The organism is Vibrio sp. 811, assembly GCF_033339195.1.
Genome location: NZ_JAWOUB010000001.1, coordinates 212,014 through 230,128 on the forward strand (window position 1 = coordinate 212,014; position 18,115 = coordinate 230,128).

Genomic DNA, 18,115 nt, shown 5'->3' on the forward strand with positions numbered 1-18,115 from the left:
TATTAATTTTCATTTTGTTCTGCTATGCCAACCAAACGGAAGTAGCTTTTCTTTGCATCCCCGTCGGAGATAAGTTCCGCCAGTAACTCCGGCAGAGGCATCCCACACCAACGAATAATCTGTTCGATGGAGTAAGAAACTGGTGAGTGAGGTTCACTCTCTCGGAAGAAATCAGCTACTTGCTGCAATTGTCTAATTGCCTGCTCTCGTGATTTCATGTTTGTCGCTAATAATGCGTCACAACTTTGTGCACTTAACGGTTGTTCAGAAGAAGATTCATCAAGATCCTCTAGCTCTTCAATCACTGCTTGTGGTTGATTAAAACGGTCTCCAAGAAGGTGCTTTAATGCCGAGTGTATTGATTCAAGTCTTTTTGATATATAAGAGCTAGGAGTCACATCACCGACCGCTTCATCTAATCGCTGACTGAATTCATTAAATGATTCCGTAGCGAACTCCAAATCCGTGATTAATTCTCGATAAAACGTATCAGAAGTCGACTTAACCGTAGTTGTAATTTCAGATAGCTCAACAGCCCCAAGCTCGACTCGATTTCGGCGCTTATCTTCGTCTAAGCGCTCAAGCTCTATAGCTTGCTGATATTCCCAATAGGCATAAGCTTGCTCTACGCCTAAGTCAGTCAATGGTATACAAGCAATTGGAAAAATAAGTGTTCCTTCACTATCGATACCATTGAGGCCAATAATCGCCGATATTCTTGTCTCAATACCATCTTCATCAGGCATTGGGTACAGATCATCCCAAAAGTTCTCAATTAAACTGGTTGCGAGTTTGTAGCCAACGCCCATACCACGAAAACCATACAATCGAGTTAGGGCTTCTATAAGCCAGGCAACAAATTCCAAATCTTTAGACTGATTCGTGAGTATTTCTGGGACATCTTCAATAAATACTCGCCATAAATTACTGTGGGTATAGATACTTTCTTCTTCTATAAGAGCGTTACGTTCAGCGTTGCGGGCGGCCATACGCTGATCTTTCAACCGATAGTAAGCAGACTGTGGTGATACATCCTCTCTAGGATCAACACCTGTAGGATTTTCTTGAGATATAGGAGCCAACGCTTGTTCATACCAATCAAACATTTCATTACTCATAAGCTCTCCCTCTTAGAAAGACAGGTATTGTCGCGTCTTCTCTAGTTACTGTTTCGCACTCCGTTTGCGCTTGGCGAACTTTGATCAAAGCACAAGTTACGTTATCACTTGCGCCCCGAACCAAAGCCGAATGCATGAGCGCTAATCCAGCTTGGTTGACTGAGTCTGCATACAATGTCCGATGAATTTCATCACTCGTAAGTTCCTTAGAGAGCCCATCGCTACAGAGTAAAAACTGATCGCCGTCAGCCAACTGCCCTGAAACTTGATCAATAGTGACACTTTCGTCGACCCCAACAGCTCTGGTAATAACATTTGCAAGAGGGTGAGATTCGGCATCTTCAAATGCCAATAAGCCCTGATCCACTAAGTCCATGACTTGACTATGATCACGTGTTTTTTGGACAAAATTACCACTTCTAAGCTGGTAAATTCGGCTATCCCCCACCCAAAGACAGTGGTAATACCCATCCTGAATAAACAACAAAACAAGTGTTGTTCCCATCGTTTTACCGTCTAAGTGATTTTGTGCGTATTGGTAAATTTCTAAGTTCGCTTCTTGAACCACTCTTCGGATATCATCGATATTAGTATTGGAGACATCCTGCATGTGGCGCGCGACTCTATCCACTAGCATCTGGCTTGCTATATCGCCAGCACTGTGTCCACCCATTCCATCGGCAACCACCCAAATATGCTGCTCTGTCATATCCAACAGAGCATCCTCGTTATAAGGGCGTACTTTTCCTGCGTGCGATTTAGCAAAGGTAAAATAGTTCCAATTCATTCTTCTATCCTACCAATTCCACTTTTTCCAGCCGCCATCAAGCATGGCTGAAAACTGACCAATTGAAGGAAATCCACTAGTAATGAACATGCATGGTTCAACCTTCGTTGAACCTTCAGTCCACCAAAAACATGGTTTACTCAATTTTTCTTTAATGAGGTAATTCAAAAGCGTATTTTGATCAGTATTGCCGTGATCATGAAAAACTGTAGATATTTGGCTTTGATAAAGAAACTCTAGAGGCCTCACTTCACTTGTTACATTCGCAACGAGGTCATTTTTTTCTTGAGTACTCTTATGCCAAACATCAAAGACAAAGTCGTCCTCAAGTACTGAAAGAGCAAGAGCGGCACTGTCCTCTGTCCAAGCTCTGTCACCCCAATATTGCGCAGCTTCACCTTTTACGGCACGAGCTATAGTAAAGAAAAAGTATCTACCGCATGCATCAACACTAGGAATCATGCTACCAATGTAGGTTGAGTCTTCTAAATAGCTAATATCCAAAGCAAAGTGCCACACAGGAGCCGTTAAAAAGTGCTCATTCCAGCTTTCACCCAGTTGTTCCCTGCTGACTGCAATAACCGCCTGTTGCCAATCATGCCAACGCTCCGAGAAATCTTGTGATAAACCATCTTTCACAAAGTCCCCTTTTGCAGGCATTTTACCGATATAGCCCCAGCCTGATGTTATAAGGTTCGTGGACATCTGAACCTCTCCATTTCATTTGACCAAAACGGATTAATGGCACTAGAAGGAATAAGCTCTAGCTGCACCTTATTTCCCTTTAAATCAATCATAACTATATTGTCTTTACGCGATTCTGGCCTTGCTTTAAGTGATTGATCCAAAAGCTTGAATATGCCCCACTCACCTTCATAGGTATGCGCAATTTCGCGTTTAGATTCAGGTGGTGTGAACACAATTCGAGTCTGATCTTGACCGGCAGGCCAACTCAACGATTTAGCTCTTGCTGGTCCATGCTTATAAACCAAATCTTGTCCACCCAACTCTAAGACAAATCGAGTAATGTGCTGGTCTAGATAAACAGGCTTCATCCCAAACTCTACGCGTAAGGAATTATCAGATTCAAAGAAAGACTGCCTGATACGTTGCGCTCTTTGAAAGACCATTAGTGTTTCTGGACGAACTCCAATTTCCTTTTCTAATCGCCAACGACTTTTCGAAGTATCCACAAACGGTTCGAGGTATTCTTGGAAGAATGCGTCAAGCGTGCCTCCATAACCAAAGAATCGCTTAAAGTCTTTCAATCTAACTTCTCTGCTCGCGTTGGGCTCGAATGGATATCTGCCAGCAATAGTCCGCTGATAAGGGCGGACCACCTGTGTTACCCAAAGTTGATTTAGATGATCCTTCGAACCGCTCTCCGCAAACTTAACCGACTCTTGAGAAAGCTCACCTAGCCATTGATTAAATGGTCTCGGCAAAAGTTCTTTAGCACGAGCAAAGGAAGCTGCGACATCTTGTGTAACGGTTCCATCTAAAATACTTTTGTAGGCAATTTTCTGATTGTTACCAGAGCTTGATAAGTCACTTAAATACGAACGCAAGTTAACCATTGCTTGTTGAATATCATCAAAGTCTTGCTCACCAAGGCGTAAGATCTCTGAAAAATGCGATTCGACTTCTTTACCTGGCAGAGCAACATTGAAACCGTTTTCTTCAGCTAAATACATGTCTAGTCTATCTGCCGTATTTGAAAACTTAACTTTGGCAACTTTACCAGCAACTTCAGAAGCGGCTTTTTGATTTTCTGACAATGATACTTTTGATAGAGCAACCTCTTTTTGGATTGCTCTCAACAAAGATTCGATTGGTCTTTCAACTCCAGATAAAACCCTCGCTTGCTCTGTCGCAAGTTCTAGGCTCGGAGCCTGCTTCAATTGAATATCTTCGATCAACGTTTTCCATTCATTAACATAATCTTGATAGTATCGAGACTGAACGCCTTGGATGGCACTATCTTGATCAATTTCATGAGCCTTAAGATCGTCACCATAAACCCAGTTCTCTTCCATTAGGCTTTTTACTGTACGGTTGATCTGAATCTGAAAAATGCTATGAAAACCATTGTACGTGTAGAAACCCGAAATGCCTTGTGATAGCGGTTTTCCACTAGCTCGCTCGAACTGCTCAAGCCCTTTAGGTCCCAATACATCAGTCAAGCGAAATGAAGGTACATGACTCTTAGAAAATTGTATTTTCATTCGCTGATAAGCACGTTCAGGTAGAGACATTTGAGTCAACACTTCTCGAGCACTCGTAACGGCAGCAGTGTTGTAAGTAAAGCCTTGTCCATCGTTGCCTAATAAATATTGAGTGTGCTGTAGCAAACGTCTTCTTAAGTCTGCGTTTAGCTCACCCGGATATTGACGTTCGAAATAAAAGTTAAACCAAGCCAACACTTCATCTTGTTGATATTTGTCTGGATTGAATAACATCAAATACGTTTTTAACGTTTCGTACAAATACTCACGATGCTGTTGATTGCTCTCCATTTCTGACACCAGGCTATCAAGAAGCAAAGGGGCGTAATATTGGGTCAAAGCATCAGAATATGCATTGCTTGCCGCCTGAGATACTTTGTCTCCTTGATAGAGACCAAACCTCTTTACAGAGTCGGCATCACCGTAGTTGCTTTGCTTTCCGAGAGGAAGCGTCATCAACCTATCTAATGTTTCTACAGCTGAAACAATATCCGCTTCAAAATCTAAACTTTGAGCGCCAATCATTGCATCAATATGGCTAGCTTGTTCATTGGTGTCGACAATTAACTGTGAGTTCCACTTATAACTCATAAACCAAAGCGAAGAAGCTCCGAGCAGTAGCGTTGTACATCCAATGTAAACACCTCGACGCATCCAACCTGACTGCTTTTGATAGTGACGATTAACTGTTCCTAACAGTTGCTCTTTGAAAATAACCTTGTCAAAAAGATTCTTTACGAAATAACTATGAGAACCAGTCTGACTCTTTGCTAGAGCTAATCGATTTAACCCAAGTCCATTGGTTGATTCATTCATCAGCTTATCGACTGGTAAGCCTTCTTGAACCGAACTCAACATAAACACACCACGAATCAAGGCAGGCTCTTCAAAACTGTTTTGTGCAAAAATTTCAGCTAAAAACTCGTCAAGATTAGCTTGTAGCACTCTTAATTGCTTTGGAAATTCAAAGATAAGCGCGCGTTTATCTAAATCGTCCTCTGTTTCAAGTATTCTAAGCATACGGGCATCAAGGCGCTCCAACATGCCATGAAATTCTTTGTTGAATAGAGAAATAACGCCTCTTTCATCATCCACTTCACGAGGGAACATGAAACCAAATAATTCCTCTCGCTCTTCCTTACTTAAATCGGCAAAGAACTCATTGAAACCGGCAACTAAATCCATTTTGGTGAGCAATACGTAAATCGGAAACTGCATGCCTAACTGGTTTTTCAGTTCTTGAAGTCTCGACTTAATTGCTCGAGCATGAAGACTTCGCTCGGTTCGAGTCTGAGACATCACGCTGGCTAAACTTATCGTAACAATCGCACCATTAATTGGTCTTTGCGTTCTATACTTTTTCAACAATCCTAAGAAACCATGCCACGCTTTAGAGTCGACCTTTTCTTGACTGTCTTGTGTCGTATACCGGCCAGCCGTATCTATAAGAACTGCTTTATTTGCAAACCACCAATCACAGTGGCGAGTGCCACCTACACCGGCAATAGAGTCAGAGCCAAGGCTGTCTCCTAATGGAAACTCTAACCCCGACTGCTTTAATACGGTTGTTTTCCCCGTTCCAGGAGGGCCAATCAACACATACCACGGTAAGTCATACAAGCTTCTCTTGCCTTTGTGTGTTTTCGTCACTACTTTGACAGCTTGCTCAATACGCTCGCGCATTAAGTCAATTTCACTTGCTGCTTCTTTATCTGATTGGCTATCAACCTCAAGCAACGTTTGAATACTTTCGTCTTCTTTCACCTTTTGCTTATGCTGCTTGGTAACGTTAAATATCGCCCAAAGCAACACCAACACTAGAATAGTGACTAGCCGTTGAAAGTCACTCTTTAGGGGCTCATATCCCGCTATCGTAATAAGTGGACCAACAACCCAAATGAAAATAGAACAAGCAGCGACACCGATAAGACCGAGAAACCATCTTTGAGTAAATATTCTGCCAATTTCTTTAATACGCATCTCTATCTACCTATTATTAATTCGCGACAAGAAGGTCGATTTCAATCCGGCGGTTAATAGCTCGGTTTTCATCACTACTGTTTTCAACTAATGGTCTTGCATCCCCCAATCCCTCGGGTATCACTCGCCCTTCTAATGCACTATTCGAGATCAGTTGTTCAGACATAGCAGTGGCTCGAGCTAATGATAGGTGCCAGTTCGAGGGATATTTACTCGTGAAAATAGGCCTATCGTCGGTGTGACCAGTAACAATGATCTTGCCTTGGGTCGACTCCAATGTTCTCGCAAGCTTAGAAATAACGGGTTGGATGTAAGCGACAACATCAGCACTACCTGATTCAAATAGATCTTGAGACTTTAACGAAATTCTTACCCTGTCTTGCAGCGGCTCAACATTGATTAGCCCCTTACCGATCTCAGTTGCTAGATACATTGAAATCTTTTCTGCAATTGGCGCTGATTTTGATTCTGACGTTGCATCTTGGTTAAGTTGTTGCGGTTGAATCAAATTGACTAATTGAGAAAAGGTGCGATTGGATGCCTTATTTAGCTCATAGCTAAAATACATATATATGCAGACCAATAATGCCGCCGTTACAGAACATACAACCCAAAGAGGGGCTCTATCAGAAGCCTTTGAGCCATTCAAAATGTGTTGGTCGATACTATTACTTAGCTCCTGAGGGACTCCTCTCCCATAAGACTTAAGAGTAGCAATAACCTGTCTTCTCAATTTCCGGTGCGATTCCAGTCCATTTTTTTCTAAACGGTATTGACCCAGAAACCCGAGAGATAAGCACACATACATTAGTTCAAGCAAATCTAAGTTCACATCTGGTTTCGCCATGCACTTATCAAGATGCTTAAAGAACGCTTCCCCACCTTGACTGCTAGCATAGAAGGAGCTGAGTAATGAATCGTGACTCCAGAATGAACTCCCACCCCAATTGGAGTTAAGGACAACTTCATCTAGTGAACAGCATAAACAATAACGAGCTGTATCAATGGTATCCAAATCAACGTCATGCTGACGTAATCGGTTCTCATAATCTCTAAGCTTTTGTGCCAATGTCTCTTTTAGAAACAACGGATCGGAATGAGTCGCTGTCGACCGAATTTGACCGATAATAGATAACAGGCCATTCGCCTCTGCTAGTAGAGAGTTATTCCCATAAGCGACCACTGAATCATTGTTCACCAATTCAGGGCTTTTTGAGATAACTACGGTATTATCCAGTGACTTTTCTGATTGTGGTTTCGATGCGGGTGCTCTTCCACCCGGTGTTGGTTTTACGATCGTTTGTTCCATACTGAGCGCGCCTATTGATTAATACTCCAAAGCTCAAGTTCAGCATTCGGAAAATGCCCTGATAGGTGAAGCGCAATACCGCCACTATCTTTTAGCCTCATCCAAAATGGCCCTTTCTTGACAACTTCGAAATAGACATAGCCCGTTTGGTAAGGAACCTGTCTCGGGACGACACTCAACGGCACTACGTTTATACCGTTGATCTGATTATTAATTAGATCGCGAATCTGTTCTGCCGGGCCAAACTTGAGTTGCGCTGGGACCAGGCGTCTTATTTCATCTGTTGTGGTATCTGCTTTAATTGCTAGCACAAATTGGCATGACTCAAGCAAGCGTTTATCTGGAAGTGGCGTCACTTGAATACCGTACTGGCGAGGCTCCAACGGAAGTTTGGTCGCAGTTTGGTCAAGAACAACACTGAGGTACTGACTGAGTATCTGATTCAACTCGCTATAGACACTTGATACATCTAAGTGATCATACGCAAGCAAACTTGGGACTCTTTTAGTTTTATTAGAAAAAGTGGCTAACTCACCAATGTAACCTTTAAGTGTCGTCGCTAATTCCAGTGGATGTAACCTATCTAACTCACTGAAATGCTTTAACTTAGCCTCATATCGGTTCAGCATTTGGAGCATAATGAAATCAACAGCAGATGCCGATGCAGATTTGCCCTTAATCAAGCGCTGCGCAATAACGTCAGCACGCATCTTTGTCATCGCGATAACGTTACGTAGATAAGCTGACATAACTTTATCGCTCAGGAGATTGATAAGCGGAGGAACGTACTCATCGTCTAGTATAATTTCCCCTTCAGGAGTTACCTCTTTGATCCTTAAGATAGGTAACTCCACATAACCCGCTAATTTGTCATTACTCGCTTTCAACTCAAGGTTGAGGGCTGCAACTTGGATGGTTTCTTCATCTTGTCCTGTAAGGTTATCTATCACGTCGATATCTTGAAGTACATAACGAGAGACGATCGATTCGCTTACATCCGAAACGTTTTTACCTGTAACACTTGAAAGAGGGAGAGTTATTTTTACTAACGTATTTTCAGTGTTTTTATCAATAAGTAGAGGCGAAACTGAATCGTTGGATATTAACGTATTAACCAACGTCATATCTGGCAAAACAGCTTCAAGATGCTCAAGTTCAATAAGACCATCTTTTAGCGCGTGTTTTTTTACTCGACATTTCCAAACTCCCCAATTGTAAGCCCCACCTAACTGATGTAAGCCCTTGAATTCTTGAGAGGTTGCGCGTTCTTGTTGTTGGAAGTGCTGGGGACGTAAAAACATTCCTTCGCACCAAGCCGTCTTGGAGTATTGCGTCATTTATAATTAGCCAACTAAACGTTATTTAACGACCAAAGACAGATCTTCTAACAATACTTGATATGTGTTGTAACCGGTCTTATCCACTTTAATGACTTGTCGCCAATTTGAGTTTTCAATATCTCGAAACGCGACGACAATGCCTAAATATTCTGTCTTTGGAGACATACTTGCTTGATATGTTTCTTTCTGACCTGGAGTTAATGAAACTTCATATTTATTCACTAAATCAGGTCCTAAGACTTTTTCACTTTCTTCATAAATAGAAAAAAAGTCCTGGCTTTCGAAAATGGTATTTGACGTTAATTCAAATACATACACCACTACAGGAGAAGGCCTGCCGTTTGAATCAGGATTAATGTTATGACTTGCTGCTATTTCTAAATCTGAGTATGGATCAACAACTAGGTTCGCTGCTGAGCACCCAAATAAAGCCATTGAAATTAATAACAAAATATATTGGTAAAACTTTTTCATCACCCTAATTCCTAGCCTTTGTTTTTTAATGCTAATTCATAGTGCTTAGCGAAGTCTTCTAAATAGAACGGAGACTCTTTATTGATAATATCATCGGATAACTTTTCATGAATATCCTCAAACCTCTTCCAACTTTGAGCATATTTTCTAGCTGGAATAACCTTATTGATAACCGTGTCTTTCGCTAAAGCATCTGAGTATATAGAAGTAGGTTCAACAAGTGACATAACACTCGAAACCGTACCTTCAACACCTTTCATTAAGGCTTGCTCATGACTTTCGATGTCATTAAATGCTTCTTTAATGGCTGCATTTGGCTTTAAGAAGCTAGCGGTTTGACGGTTATATAAGTTATGAATCGCATCTTCTAAGTTTGCAGAAAACTTTAAAGGGTTATTTTCTGACTTACGAAATGCGGTATGACTAAGTCGATTTGTTTGTTTAAACACTGCTCTGTTATGCAGCGTTTCCATTAAACCAACTAGCATCAAAGAAAATGACTCCCCCAGTTGCTCAAACCATTCCTCTCGGTTATCGCTGGGAATCATCATTGGATCTATACCCACCCCTCTAACAAAAGCCGCAAGTTCACCCCCATTGGTATCAAAGTTGGGAGTCGATAGGTGTTCTGATTGTCGGTCAACTTTCGGTAAAGTTTCAGATACGGTGCTCTGTTTTTCGGGCTTTGGGATATCAATAAAATCATCGACTAAACCAATATCTAGCTGAAAGTCAGAAGGAACACTTTCGTTTAAGAGTTCACTAGCACTAAGGCCTAGGTCAACAAATTCCTCTTCCGATGGACTTGAGACTACTTCAGGGGGGGCGCTAGAAAGACTTTTACTTGTCTCAAGGCTGAATACATCTGTATCTGTTTGAACAGAAACTGAAATTTGATAATCCCCTAAGCTAACCATATCATCATTGCTTAGTGCTATTTCATTTCCTTGACCCACAGGAGTTACAGCATTATTTACAAAAGTACCATTCGTTGAGAGGTCTTTTATCAAGTATTTGTCACCAAACTTAATCAGTTCTCCGTGGGTTCCGGATACCACTCTTTCAGGATCTGGTAGTGTCCAATCACATTGTTCAGACCTACCAAATGTAACCTTGGCATGTTCATCACTTGATTCAAACACGAACTCACTCTCAATCTCTGGAGTAAATTTGTGAAAACTTGTTATGGTTAAAACCAACTTCATGTAAACCTCGCCAAAGACCTGCTAGATATTATTTTTAATTTTATTATTAATTGCTTTCTTATTAACAGTAAGATTAATAAAAACCTTAATACTGCCATTGAAAATCATGCACGGAATAATGAATCATTTTTTTATCAAAGCAATCACGTATTGTTCAACAATTTTAATTATCCAACCAAGTTCAAATTTTTGAAACTTAGACTTTCATCAATAAAAAAACGAATGTTAGTTTGGCCGAGAAATTCTAACATAATGACTTTTCATTGAGCAGAAAGGTATATATTCCCCCATCATTTATACGGAGTTCTTGTGATGGAAGACAGTAATAAAAACAATTCTATAAATAACGAAGAAAGCGGAGATAAAACCAAAATTGTAAAGACTCAAAAACGAGACAATGCAATTAGATCAACCAAACTAACTAATAATGAAACCTCCGTTAAAAATAAAAATGAAACAAATACAAAACTGTCTCAAAAAGAAAACACTCCGTTAGTTAATAAGAAAAAAAACAATAAAGATGACTCATTAAATAATAACAAAGATGTTATTAACGAAAGCTTAATAGGAACGACCGTTAAAAATCGGTATGAAATTGAGTCGGTTATTGGGCATGGTGGGCTTTGCGATGTTTACTTAGCTAAAGATAAGATTCTTGAATCTTCAGGTTCAGAAACACCCTACGTTGCGTTAAAAATATTACAGAAAGAGTTTGCTTCTCAACCAGAGACTGCACGCATGTTAATACGTGAAGCTCAACAAACTCAAAGGTTAAGCCACCCTAATATCATTAGGGTTTTTGATTTTGGTGTTGATGGCGAAATATACTTTTTAGTTATGGAGTATATTAACGGAGAAACATTAGAGAGTTTAATACAGCGTTCTAGGCCCCATGGGCTGAAGTTTAATGCAACTTTATCAATCCTAAATCAGGTACTCGATGCGCTCTCATATGCTCACTCTCTTGGTGTAGTGCACGCCGACCTAAAGCCCGCTAATGTGATTTTAACGTCTGAGGGTAACGTTAAGCTGCTTGATTTTGGTGTATCTAAAACTCATCAATTAAAGCAGGATCAATATGCGGCTAAACGTAAATCCGAAAATGTTGAAACGCTTGGTTATACTCCCAACTATGCATCACTCAACCTGTTATCCGGTAAGGAACCGAACTTAAGCGACGATATGTTTGCTCTATTTTGTATTGCTTACGAGTTATTGAGTTGCAAACACCCTTACGCAAGAACTCCAGTTAATGAAGCTCTCAAAAAGAAGATCAAGGTCTCTAAACCAACTAACATGCCTGCATCTAAGTGGCCAATATTTTCAAGCGTATTTTCAACTGGCATCATTCCGAACGAGCTGACCCCTGAGCAGTTGAAACACAAATTGAATATGCGCTATTGGCCTATCGCTAGCGGCGCGGCAGCGAGTATATTATTAGTTAGCGGCATAGTATTTGGTTATCAGCAGCAACAAGAAACCATCGCCACTTTGGAAACCGTTATTAGCAAGCAAAATGATCAAATTGCCGGACAAGAGTGGCAGCTTGATACGCCAGCAGAAAAAAGTTTGGCACTGATTGATAGTGAAAAAAGCTTACATCCAGTCGTTAAGGCTGGCTTATTACGCTTACACAAGACCTATATTCTCAGCGAGTTTGAATCTGAAATTGATCAGGTTTTGAATTCTGATGCCAACAACTACCCGAATTATGATGAAATTGAGTCCATACTTGATAAAGCAAAAACCTACTACCCTGACTCACATAAAATAGAAGTTCTTGCCTTAGATATTCAGTCAAGCAAGCACTCCACGTTACTTTCGATAGCAAGGCAAATCAACAGTCAACTAGAAAAGTCTCGGTACAGTAAAGAAGATGGCAGTAAATCCATCTATGAGCTCAAGGATGAGTTAAATCAGATTCATCAAGGTTATCCTTTCACGCCAAGTTCGTTATCTAGCGATGTTTTCGGTCAGCACCTCACTGAAGCACTCCAAAAGAAAGACGCAGCTGCACTTGTTGCTCTTATTAAGGTTGGGAACACCTTCTTTTCAAACGTAGAAGAGCATCAAGAGAACTTACAGATAAGTAATGCGATGAAAGATGCAGTGCTGGAAATGAAATTGTATGAGACAGCGCTAGATTCCAACAGCCCTCTACCGTTTCCAGAAGATGCCGCTAGAATCCTGTTCCAAGAAGAGTTTGAAAACTTTTATTCTCGCCTAGAAAAGGCAAGGACGACAACTCATCTCGATAACTTAGTGAAGGATGTGGATCTGTTCTCGAAAAACTTTCCTATTGGTTTTCAGGATGTTAACGATTTAAGATTCAAAACTGCTGATAAATACTTACGCTTCTCCGATATATTACTTAATAAGCGAAGGACTTCAAGCGCAAGACGCGCTATGAAGAAAGCCAACGAGCTTATGAAGCAAATAGAACAGGACTCTAAGCAAAGCTAGTAATACAAAAGGGACGCGAGTCCCTTTTTTGCCGCAGATTACTTGCCAATATGCAACTAGATTGCTAATTTATACTTGTACTTAATGAGGAGAGTTAGCCTTGACTGAAGGAATAGTCAAAGTTGGCGAACGTCTGGCGTCCGTATGTAACGATAGCCTTAAACTAGGACTGCAAGACACTTACCGACTCGGCGTTTTACTTGGAAACGTCCCCTTTGCTACTTGTGTTAAAAACACACGAGTTGAAGTTTTTTCATCCCTACATTTCGACCATTGCCGTTTGGATATAAGTCAAAATATCTTTAACAATGACTTTCTTTTTGTAAGTTTATCTCAAGCGACAAGCAAACTATTTCTGCTCAAATACTGGTTATGCCATTCATACCTTCGGCTAAGCCTTCATTATCCGAAACATTCCTCTACCTCAACGTTTAATAGGGGTATACATGATTAATTTTGATGTTCTCAATACATACATGGATAACGACGTAGATCTGATCGTCACTGTTTTTTCTACATACCTTGAAGATCACACGAATGATATAGAGCGTATAGATGAGCTATATGCAAGCAGATGTTGGTCAGAACTCTATCTATTAGCTCATAGTTTAAAAGGCATTCTAGAGAGTTTCGGAGAAGACACCGCGGTCATTGCGTTTCAAAGAATAGAAGAAAAAACCAGAAACGATACAGCGCCAGATAGCTCAGATATAGCTATAGTTACTAAAGAGCTAGCTGCAATTAATCAACAAATCTTCGCTTACTTGAAGAATATGCAATAAAGAAATTCAAGGCTTAACTGGGGGAAATATGGCAATGAATAATAGCAATTTCAGGGAGTTGATTGAGTCTCTCAAAGACCTAACACCAACTCAAAAAAGGTACTTACTTAGCCGTACAAAGATGGCGCTAGATGATGAAAGTAATATGTTAAACATCAGTGATATCCTAACACCAGAAGAGTTGGAGGCGTTACTATCACCAGCACCAACAACGAATACAAAATAACAATGATATACAACGCCACCGTCAGATTAACGCTAGGGACCAAGTGAAGCAAATCGACTTTGCTTGGTTGTTAGTTTCTCTCCCAATTCCTTTTCACTACAACAAACGTATTGTTTTCGAAACCTTTTTCCAATTTAAACAGGTCAGATAATTGAGCGACTAACATCAGTCCGCGACCAGAGGAGGACCAACTATCGTCATCCATTAAGTTAGGTGCCTCAATCTGTTTATTTTTATGTTGGATGAACGTCTTTTCATTGATCGGCGCTCCGCAATCAGAGACTCTAAGTTCCACGAAACCGGACACTTGGTCATCCCCAACCCTACACTCCACTTCAATTGGCTGGCCTTCTATTTCACTGTAAGAATGAATATAAGCGTTATTCATGAGCTCAACGACACAAAGCTCCAATGATTGAATTGCATTTAAGGGGATTTGATGACCCATCAAAAACCTAACAACGTCTTTGCTCGCACTTCGTGAGTGAGTAAGGGAGCTCCCGTAAGTTCGTTTAAATTCGCTCTTTGACATTCTTTTCCTTAAAATCGAGCCTCTCACCATGCCATTTTACCTGTAAAAGGCTGGCATCATCATCAAACTCATCTTCGTTGTGCCAAGATTGTACTTTTTTAAAGACCTCTCCCACTTGCTCTTCAACTGGCAGCGTGCAAACAGCTTTTATACTCGATGCCAATCGTTGTAGTGAAAACATCTCCTCACCCTGCCTCGCTTCAATCAAACCATCCGAATAAAGCCACAATGCATCGCCTTCATCTAGACTAATTTGGTTACCGATATATTCCATCGGCTGCATTGCACCAACGATAAAGTTATCGTCACCTATCTGTTCCATCGTTTTCGTACTCGCTCGCCAAACTAAGATCCTGGGGTGGCCAGCCGTGCAATAGCTAAGTAGCCCTGATTTTGTGTTAAGAATGGCGTAAGCCATAGTAAAGTAAAGTTGACTGTTTCTAGTTTGCTGATAACGCCGATTTAGCCGTTCAATCACAGATGCTGGCTCACTTGCGCAATAGCCGTCATCTCTCAACTCCATCGTGATCGAATCAGGCCCCTGACTTTGAGATAGCGTCTGTTGAATAGAAAAAGCCATCAAAGCTGAAGAAATACCATGACCAGAAACATCAAATACATAAAACGCAACATGTTGTTCATCGAGCTCCAAATACCCCAACATATCACCACCAATCTGGGAGCATGGTTTGTAGACATAGCTAAAATTTACATTCTGAATAGTTGATTCAGCAGGGAGTAGTTGCTCCATCAGATGACTAGCAGACTGTAGGTCTTGGTGGATTGTTTGATAGGCCGCATCTAGCTCTTTATTTCTCTCAACGAGTTTGTTGTGCAGTTCTAAAGTACGAAACCCCGCACGGATTCTGGCCTGAAGTTCCTCTACAGACGTCTTCTTATCTACGAAATCATCTGCGCCAGCATCAATGCCTTTCACGATCGAACTTTGGTCATTTCTAGAAGACAGTAGAACAAAGAAAATGTAACGTTCGCTAACTTTAGATTTTAATTGGCGACACAATTCAATACCATTAATTCTAGGCATCATTAAATCGCTCAGCACAAACTGAATATCAGGGCGGTGGGTTAGCACTTCAAGCGCCGCTCTTCCATCTTCAACTGCAACCACTTCATAGCCTTGCTTTTCCAATGCACTGCTGATGTAAAGCAGTACTGTTTTACTGTCATCGACCAAAAGAATGGGTTTCATCTTCCTCCTTAATACGGTTGCTATACTGGCTAACGCAAAACACTAGTCACTGACTGCTCATTTCTAAAACGGCTGTAGTCTTCGGCTAATAATTGGTGTTGATATCGAGTGTAAGACAACGCTTCATTAGAAATTAGTATCTGATGCTCTTTTTCGATTAACTGACTTTGCAGCCTTTCAATCTGTTCATTCTGCTGTGTGTAATTGAGGTACAGTGCGAATAGACCAAAAACCGAAACCATTAACAGGGCGATTAGAATATTATTGATAGTTTTCACTTGAATACTCATGACCTCTCCTTGTCTATTATTAGACTTTCCATGATGAAAGAGAGCGTCTACGGACCAAGAGCTCGAGGCTCTAAAACGCAACGAAGCAAATTGAGGTTGTTTTTCCAATTATAGGCGATAGGAGAAAAAATAAGAAAAATCTGAAAAAATTTGAATATTCCGCTGAGTTAAGAATCGGTAAGGTGGTAGCAGCGAGCTATCATCCACTCGCTGCAATACATTAACTCTGAAATGCAGGTCTAGCTGAAATTTGGTTATACCATCGAGCAATGTTTGGCGACGTCGATAGCACATCAATTTCTAGGCCTTTAATTGCGAAACTGATCAAAATAAAGCCTGTTATATCGACAATAGTAAAATGGTCTACGGCGATAAAATCATTATGTTCAAGACGCTTGTCTAAGACAGGCAGAAATTCGTAGACGCGTTGTTTTGATTCTTCGCCCCATGCTTCAACGCAACGTTCTCTGTCTCCATAAACTCCGGTCATGTTTCGAAACGCCTGAAATGCCGCATTTAGTCCTTGGAACTCCACCACACGATGCCACATTTCCACCTGAGCACGTTCGAGCTGGTTTGCACCAAACAGCGCCAGATCATTTTCAAACGCTTCATCTAGGTAGCGACAAATCGCCACGCTTTCACAGATCGTCGTGCCGTCATCCAGTTCCAGTAAAGGCACTTTGCCGTTCACGCTTTTCGATTTAAACGGTTCAGATAGGTTATCGCCCTCACGAACGTTCAGCGCAATTCGCTCAACCTCGCCACCGATTTCCTTTAGAAAAATGCTAACTCGCTTACAACTTGGAGTCATTGCGGTTTCATAGAGCTTCATTTCACATCCTTTTATCTTTTTCTAACCGATTGGTTAGGATATACTGTAGCCAGTTTATAAACGATCAGTCAAGAACTTCACTATCAAAAATTTTCAAACAGTTGTGGGTCTGTTTGCTGAGCGAGATTTTTGATGCCGTTTGTGAGTTCACATGAATTTGGAGGCTGATACCCAAGCATAGATGGGTATTCATCATATTGGTTCAGTTCGAACGCTAGAGGTTCTCTGTACCATCCCTCCAAAGCAATTTAATTACCCGATAAGCAGACCCAGGCAGGTAATTTATGGCAAGAAAAGCCAACTTCGACCGAGATGAAAAGCTTCTCGTGGCTATGGATGTGTTTTGGCGCAAGGGCTTTGCGAACACGTCTATCTCGGATCTCACCGACGAACTGAACATCAACCGCTTCAGTCTTTACAACACCTATGGTGACAAGCAACAGCTCTACTACGAAGCGCTCGATACTTACTTAAAAAAGGTCTCGCTACCGTCACTCAATGATTTGGAAAAAGACGACGCGTCTTTACCTGAGTTGGAATCGTTCCTTAAATCTTTTGCTGAGCTGCAGCGCAAACGCAACTGTGGGTGTTTTATTCAAAATGCGTTGATTGAGCATGCAGGTGAAGACGATGACGTATTGCGTAAAGGGCATTTCTTATTTGACCATCTTATCGACATCATTGCGGATGCGCTGACCAATGCGCAAAAAGAAACCTTAGTGCCGAAAACGCTGAAACCAGAAGAGCTCGCTCGTTTTGTTCTCAACAACATGCAAGGCATGCGCGTACTTGGCAAAGCCAAACGTTATGCCGACTTGGATACGGCGCTTTCCTGCTTGCTGGTTTTGATTAGGAAATAACATGTCGATTGAAGTGATAGCAGTACGCCTTACCAAAGGCATGGACTTAAAGCTGAGCCTAGCGAAATTGGTCGAGCAGCATGGTATCAAAGCAGGCTCGATTGCCTCATGCGTTGGCTGTATCTCTCACCTCAACCTTCGTTTGGCAGGTGCAGAGAGTACGTTAACCAAACAAGAGCCATTTGAAATCGTCTCTGTGATGGGAACCCTAACGCCCGAACATCAGCACGTTCATATCTCGGTGTCTGATCGTGAAGGACGAGTTTGGGGTGGGCATTTAATGGAAGGCACGGTCATAGATACCACCGCAGAATTGATCATCCATTCTTACTCAGAACTTGAGTTCACTAGAGCGATGGACGACTCGACTGGCTATACCGAACTACAAGTGAACCCTTCCAAATAATTAAAAGCTCCAGAGCCATACTGTGTTGTCTCTGGAGCTTTATTCGCTTGTCTCTTACGCTAAGAATTTACTC

At 41.2% G+C, this 18,115-nt stretch carries 17 protein-coding genes; 5 read left to right on the forward strand and 12 right to left on the reverse strand.

Annotated features, from left to right (window positions below; genetic code table 11):
• Nucleotides 1–2: 2 nt before the first annotated feature.
• The 8 genes from tssA to tagH are packed head-to-tail and all read right to left on the reverse strand — an operon-like array spanning nt 3 to nt 10,438.
• On the reverse strand, nt 3–1,118 hold the full coding sequence (gene tssA, locus R7Q46_RS00940; RefSeq protein WP_017635624.1) for a type VI secretion system protein TssA: 1,116 nt from the start codon (nt 1,116–1,118) through the stop codon (nt 3–5).
• The gene (locus tag R7Q46_RS00945) at nt 1,111–1,905 is read right to left on the reverse strand and encodes a PP2C family protein-serine/threonine phosphatase (RefSeq protein WP_005375947.1); all 795 of its coding nucleotides are present in this window, start codon (nt 1,903–1,905) and stop codon (nt 1,111–1,113) included. The genes tssA and R7Q46_RS00945 overlap by 8 nt, the downstream gene beginning before the upstream one ends.
• 9 nt (nt 1,906–1,914) lie before the next feature.
• Nucleotides 1,915–2,610, reverse strand: a complete 696-nt coding sequence (gene tagF / locus R7Q46_RS00950) for a type VI secretion system-associated protein TagF (protein WP_005387528.1) — start codon at nt 2,608–2,610, stop codon at nt 1,915–1,917.
• Nucleotides 2,592–6,110 carry a type VI secretion system membrane subunit TssM gene (gene tssM, locus R7Q46_RS00955; protein WP_318077222.1) on the reverse strand — a complete coding sequence of 1,173 codons (3,519 nt, stop codon included), beginning with the start codon at nt 6,108–6,110 and terminating at the stop codon, nt 2,592–2,594. Before tssM ends, tagF begins: the two co-directional genes overlap by 19 nt.
• A 16-nt stretch (nt 6,111–6,126) precedes the next feature.
• Nucleotides 6,127–7,419 carry a type VI secretion system protein TssL, long form gene (gene tssL / locus R7Q46_RS00960; protein WP_213874035.1) on the reverse strand — a complete coding sequence of 431 codons (1,293 nt, stop codon included), beginning with the start codon at nt 7,417–7,419 and terminating at the stop codon, nt 6,127–6,129.
• 11 nt (nt 7,420–7,430) lie between these two features.
• Complete coding sequence (gene tssK, locus R7Q46_RS00965; RefSeq protein WP_005387542.1) at nt 7,431–8,756, reverse strand: type VI secretion system baseplate subunit TssK; 1,326 nt, start codon at nt 8,754–8,756, stop codon at nt 7,431–7,433.
• A 21-nt stretch (nt 8,757–8,777) separates the two neighbouring features.
• Nucleotides 8,778–9,233 (reverse strand): type VI secretion system lipoprotein TssJ, encoded by a 456-nt coding sequence (tssJ, locus tag R7Q46_RS00970; protein ID WP_017820223.1) that lies wholly within the window; start codon nt 9,231–9,233, stop codon nt 8,778–8,780.
• Nucleotides 9,234–9,244: 11 nt separating this feature from the next.
• Nucleotides 9,245–10,438, reverse strand: a complete 1,194-nt coding sequence (gene tagH, locus R7Q46_RS00975) for a type VI secretion system-associated FHA domain protein TagH (protein ID WP_213871144.1) — start codon at nt 10,436–10,438, stop codon at nt 9,245–9,247.
• A 312-nt stretch (nt 10,439–10,750) separates the two neighbouring features.
• Between tagH and R7Q46_RS00980 the strand changes: the two genes are divergently transcribed.
• From R7Q46_RS00980 to R7Q46_RS00990, 3 genes are all read left to right on the forward strand, one after another.
• On the forward strand, nt 10,751–12,901 hold the full coding sequence (locus R7Q46_RS00980) for a serine/threonine-protein kinase (RefSeq protein ID WP_262597730.1): 2,151 nt from the start codon (nt 10,751–10,753) through the stop codon (nt 12,899–12,901).
• Nucleotides 12,902–13,347: 446 nt separating this feature from the next.
• Nucleotides 13,348–13,683: an Hpt domain-containing protein gene (locus R7Q46_RS00985; protein WP_025767707.1), complete on the forward strand. Its 336-nt coding sequence runs from the start codon at nt 13,348–13,350 to the stop codon at nt 13,681–13,683.
• Between the two features lie 34 nt (nt 13,684–13,717).
• A complete protein-coding gene (locus R7Q46_RS00990) occupies nt 13,718–13,909 on the forward strand; it encodes a hypothetical protein (RefSeq protein ID WP_025767706.1) in 192 nt (63 codons plus the stop codon).
• Nucleotides 13,910–13,979: 70 nt separating this feature from the next.
• Here the strand turns inward: R7Q46_RS00990 and R7Q46_RS00995 are convergent, their stop codons facing one another.
• The 4 genes from R7Q46_RS00995 to R7Q46_RS01010 form a co-directional block, all read right to left on the reverse strand.
• Nucleotides 13,980–14,357 carry an ATP-binding protein gene (locus R7Q46_RS00995; RefSeq protein ID WP_246542892.1) on the reverse strand — a complete coding sequence of 126 codons (378 nt, stop codon included), beginning with the start codon at nt 14,355–14,357 and terminating at the stop codon, nt 13,980–13,982.
• Nucleotides 14,358–14,421: 64 nt separating this feature from the next.
• On the reverse strand, nt 14,422–15,651 hold the full coding sequence (locus R7Q46_RS01000) for a PP2C family protein-serine/threonine phosphatase (RefSeq protein WP_318077223.1): 1,230 nt from the start codon (nt 15,649–15,651) through the stop codon (nt 14,422–14,424).
• Nucleotides 15,652–15,680: 29 nt separating this feature from the next.
• The gene (locus R7Q46_RS01005) at nt 15,681–15,941 is read right to left on the reverse strand and encodes a hypothetical protein (RefSeq protein WP_017820228.1); all 261 of its coding nucleotides are present in this window, start codon (nt 15,939–15,941) and stop codon (nt 15,681–15,683) included.
• Between the two features lie 220 nt (nt 15,942–16,161).
• Complete coding sequence (locus R7Q46_RS01010; protein WP_318077224.1) at nt 16,162–16,776, reverse strand: glutathione S-transferase; 615 nt, start codon at nt 16,774–16,776, stop codon at nt 16,162–16,164.
• Between the two features lie 284 nt (nt 16,777–17,060).
• Between R7Q46_RS01010 and R7Q46_RS01015 the strand changes: the two genes are divergently transcribed.
• Nucleotides 17,061–17,636: a TetR/AcrR family transcriptional regulator gene (locus tag R7Q46_RS01015; protein ID WP_005375904.1), complete on the forward strand. Its 576-nt coding sequence runs from the start codon at nt 17,061–17,063 to the stop codon at nt 17,634–17,636.
• A gap of 1 nt (nt 17,637) precedes the next feature.
• Nucleotides 17,638–18,042 (forward strand): PPC domain-containing DNA-binding protein, encoded by a 405-nt coding sequence (locus tag R7Q46_RS01020; protein ID WP_253649741.1) that lies wholly within the window; start codon nt 17,638–17,640, stop codon nt 18,040–18,042.
• The last annotated feature ends 73 nt before the right edge of the window (nt 18,043–18,115 follow it).

Bases quoted from the DNA above. Each gene is read 5' to 3' on its own strand.
- tssA (WP_017635624.1), bottom strand. From the start codon at position 1,118: ATGAGTAATGAAATGTTTGATTGGTATGAACAAGCGTTGGCTCCTATA.
- R7Q46_RS00945 (WP_005375947.1), bottom strand. From the start codon at position 1,905: ATGAATTGGAACTATTTTACCTTTGCTAAATCGCACGCAGGAAAAGTA.
- tagF (WP_005387528.1), bottom strand. From the start codon at position 2,610: ATGTCCACGAACCTTATAACATCAGGCTGGGGCTATATCGGTAAAATG.
- tssM (WP_318077222.1), bottom strand. From the start codon at position 6,110: ATGCGTATTAAAGAAATTGGCAGAATATTTACTCAAAGATGGTTTCTC.
- tssL (WP_213874035.1), bottom strand. From the start codon at position 7,419: ATGGAACAAACGATCGTAAAACCAACACCGGGTGGAAGAGCACCCGCA.
- tssK (WP_005387542.1), bottom strand. From the start codon at position 8,756: ATGACGCAATACTCCAAGACGGCTTGGTGCGAAGGAATGTTTTTACGT.
- tssJ (WP_017820223.1), bottom strand. From the start codon at position 9,233: ATGAAAAAGTTTTACCAATATATTTTGTTATTAATTTCAATGGCTTTA.
- tagH (WP_213871144.1), bottom strand. From the start codon at position 10,438: ATGAAGTTGGTTTTAACCATAACAAGTTTTCACAAATTTACTCCAGAG.
- R7Q46_RS00980 (WP_262597730.1), top strand. From the start codon at position 10,751: ATGGAAGACAGTAATAAAAACAATTCTATAAATAACGAAGAAAGCGGA.
- R7Q46_RS00985 (WP_025767707.1), top strand. From the start codon at position 13,348: ATGATTAATTTTGATGTTCTCAATACATACATGGATAACGACGTAGAT.
- R7Q46_RS00990 (WP_025767706.1), top strand. From the start codon at position 13,718: ATGAATAATAGCAATTTCAGGGAGTTGATTGAGTCTCTCAAAGACCTA.
- R7Q46_RS00995 (WP_246542892.1), bottom strand. From the start codon at position 14,357: ATGGGTCATCAAATCCCCTTAAATGCAATTCAATCATTGGAGCTTTGT.
- R7Q46_RS01000 (WP_318077223.1), bottom strand. From the start codon at position 15,651: ATGAAACCCATTCTTTTGGTCGATGACAGTAAAACAGTACTGCTTTAC.
- R7Q46_RS01005 (WP_017820228.1), bottom strand. From the start codon at position 15,941: ATGAGTATTCAAGTGAAAACTATCAATAATATTCTAATCGCCCTGTTA.
- R7Q46_RS01010 (WP_318077224.1), bottom strand. From the start codon at position 16,776: ATGAAGCTCTATGAAACCGCAATGACTCCAAGTTGTAAGCGAGTTAGC.
- R7Q46_RS01015 (WP_005375904.1), top strand. From the start codon at position 17,061: ATGGCAAGAAAAGCCAACTTCGACCGAGATGAAAAGCTTCTCGTGGCT.
- R7Q46_RS01020 (WP_253649741.1), top strand. From the start codon at position 17,638: ATGTCGATTGAAGTGATAGCAGTACGCCTTACCAAAGGCATGGACTTA.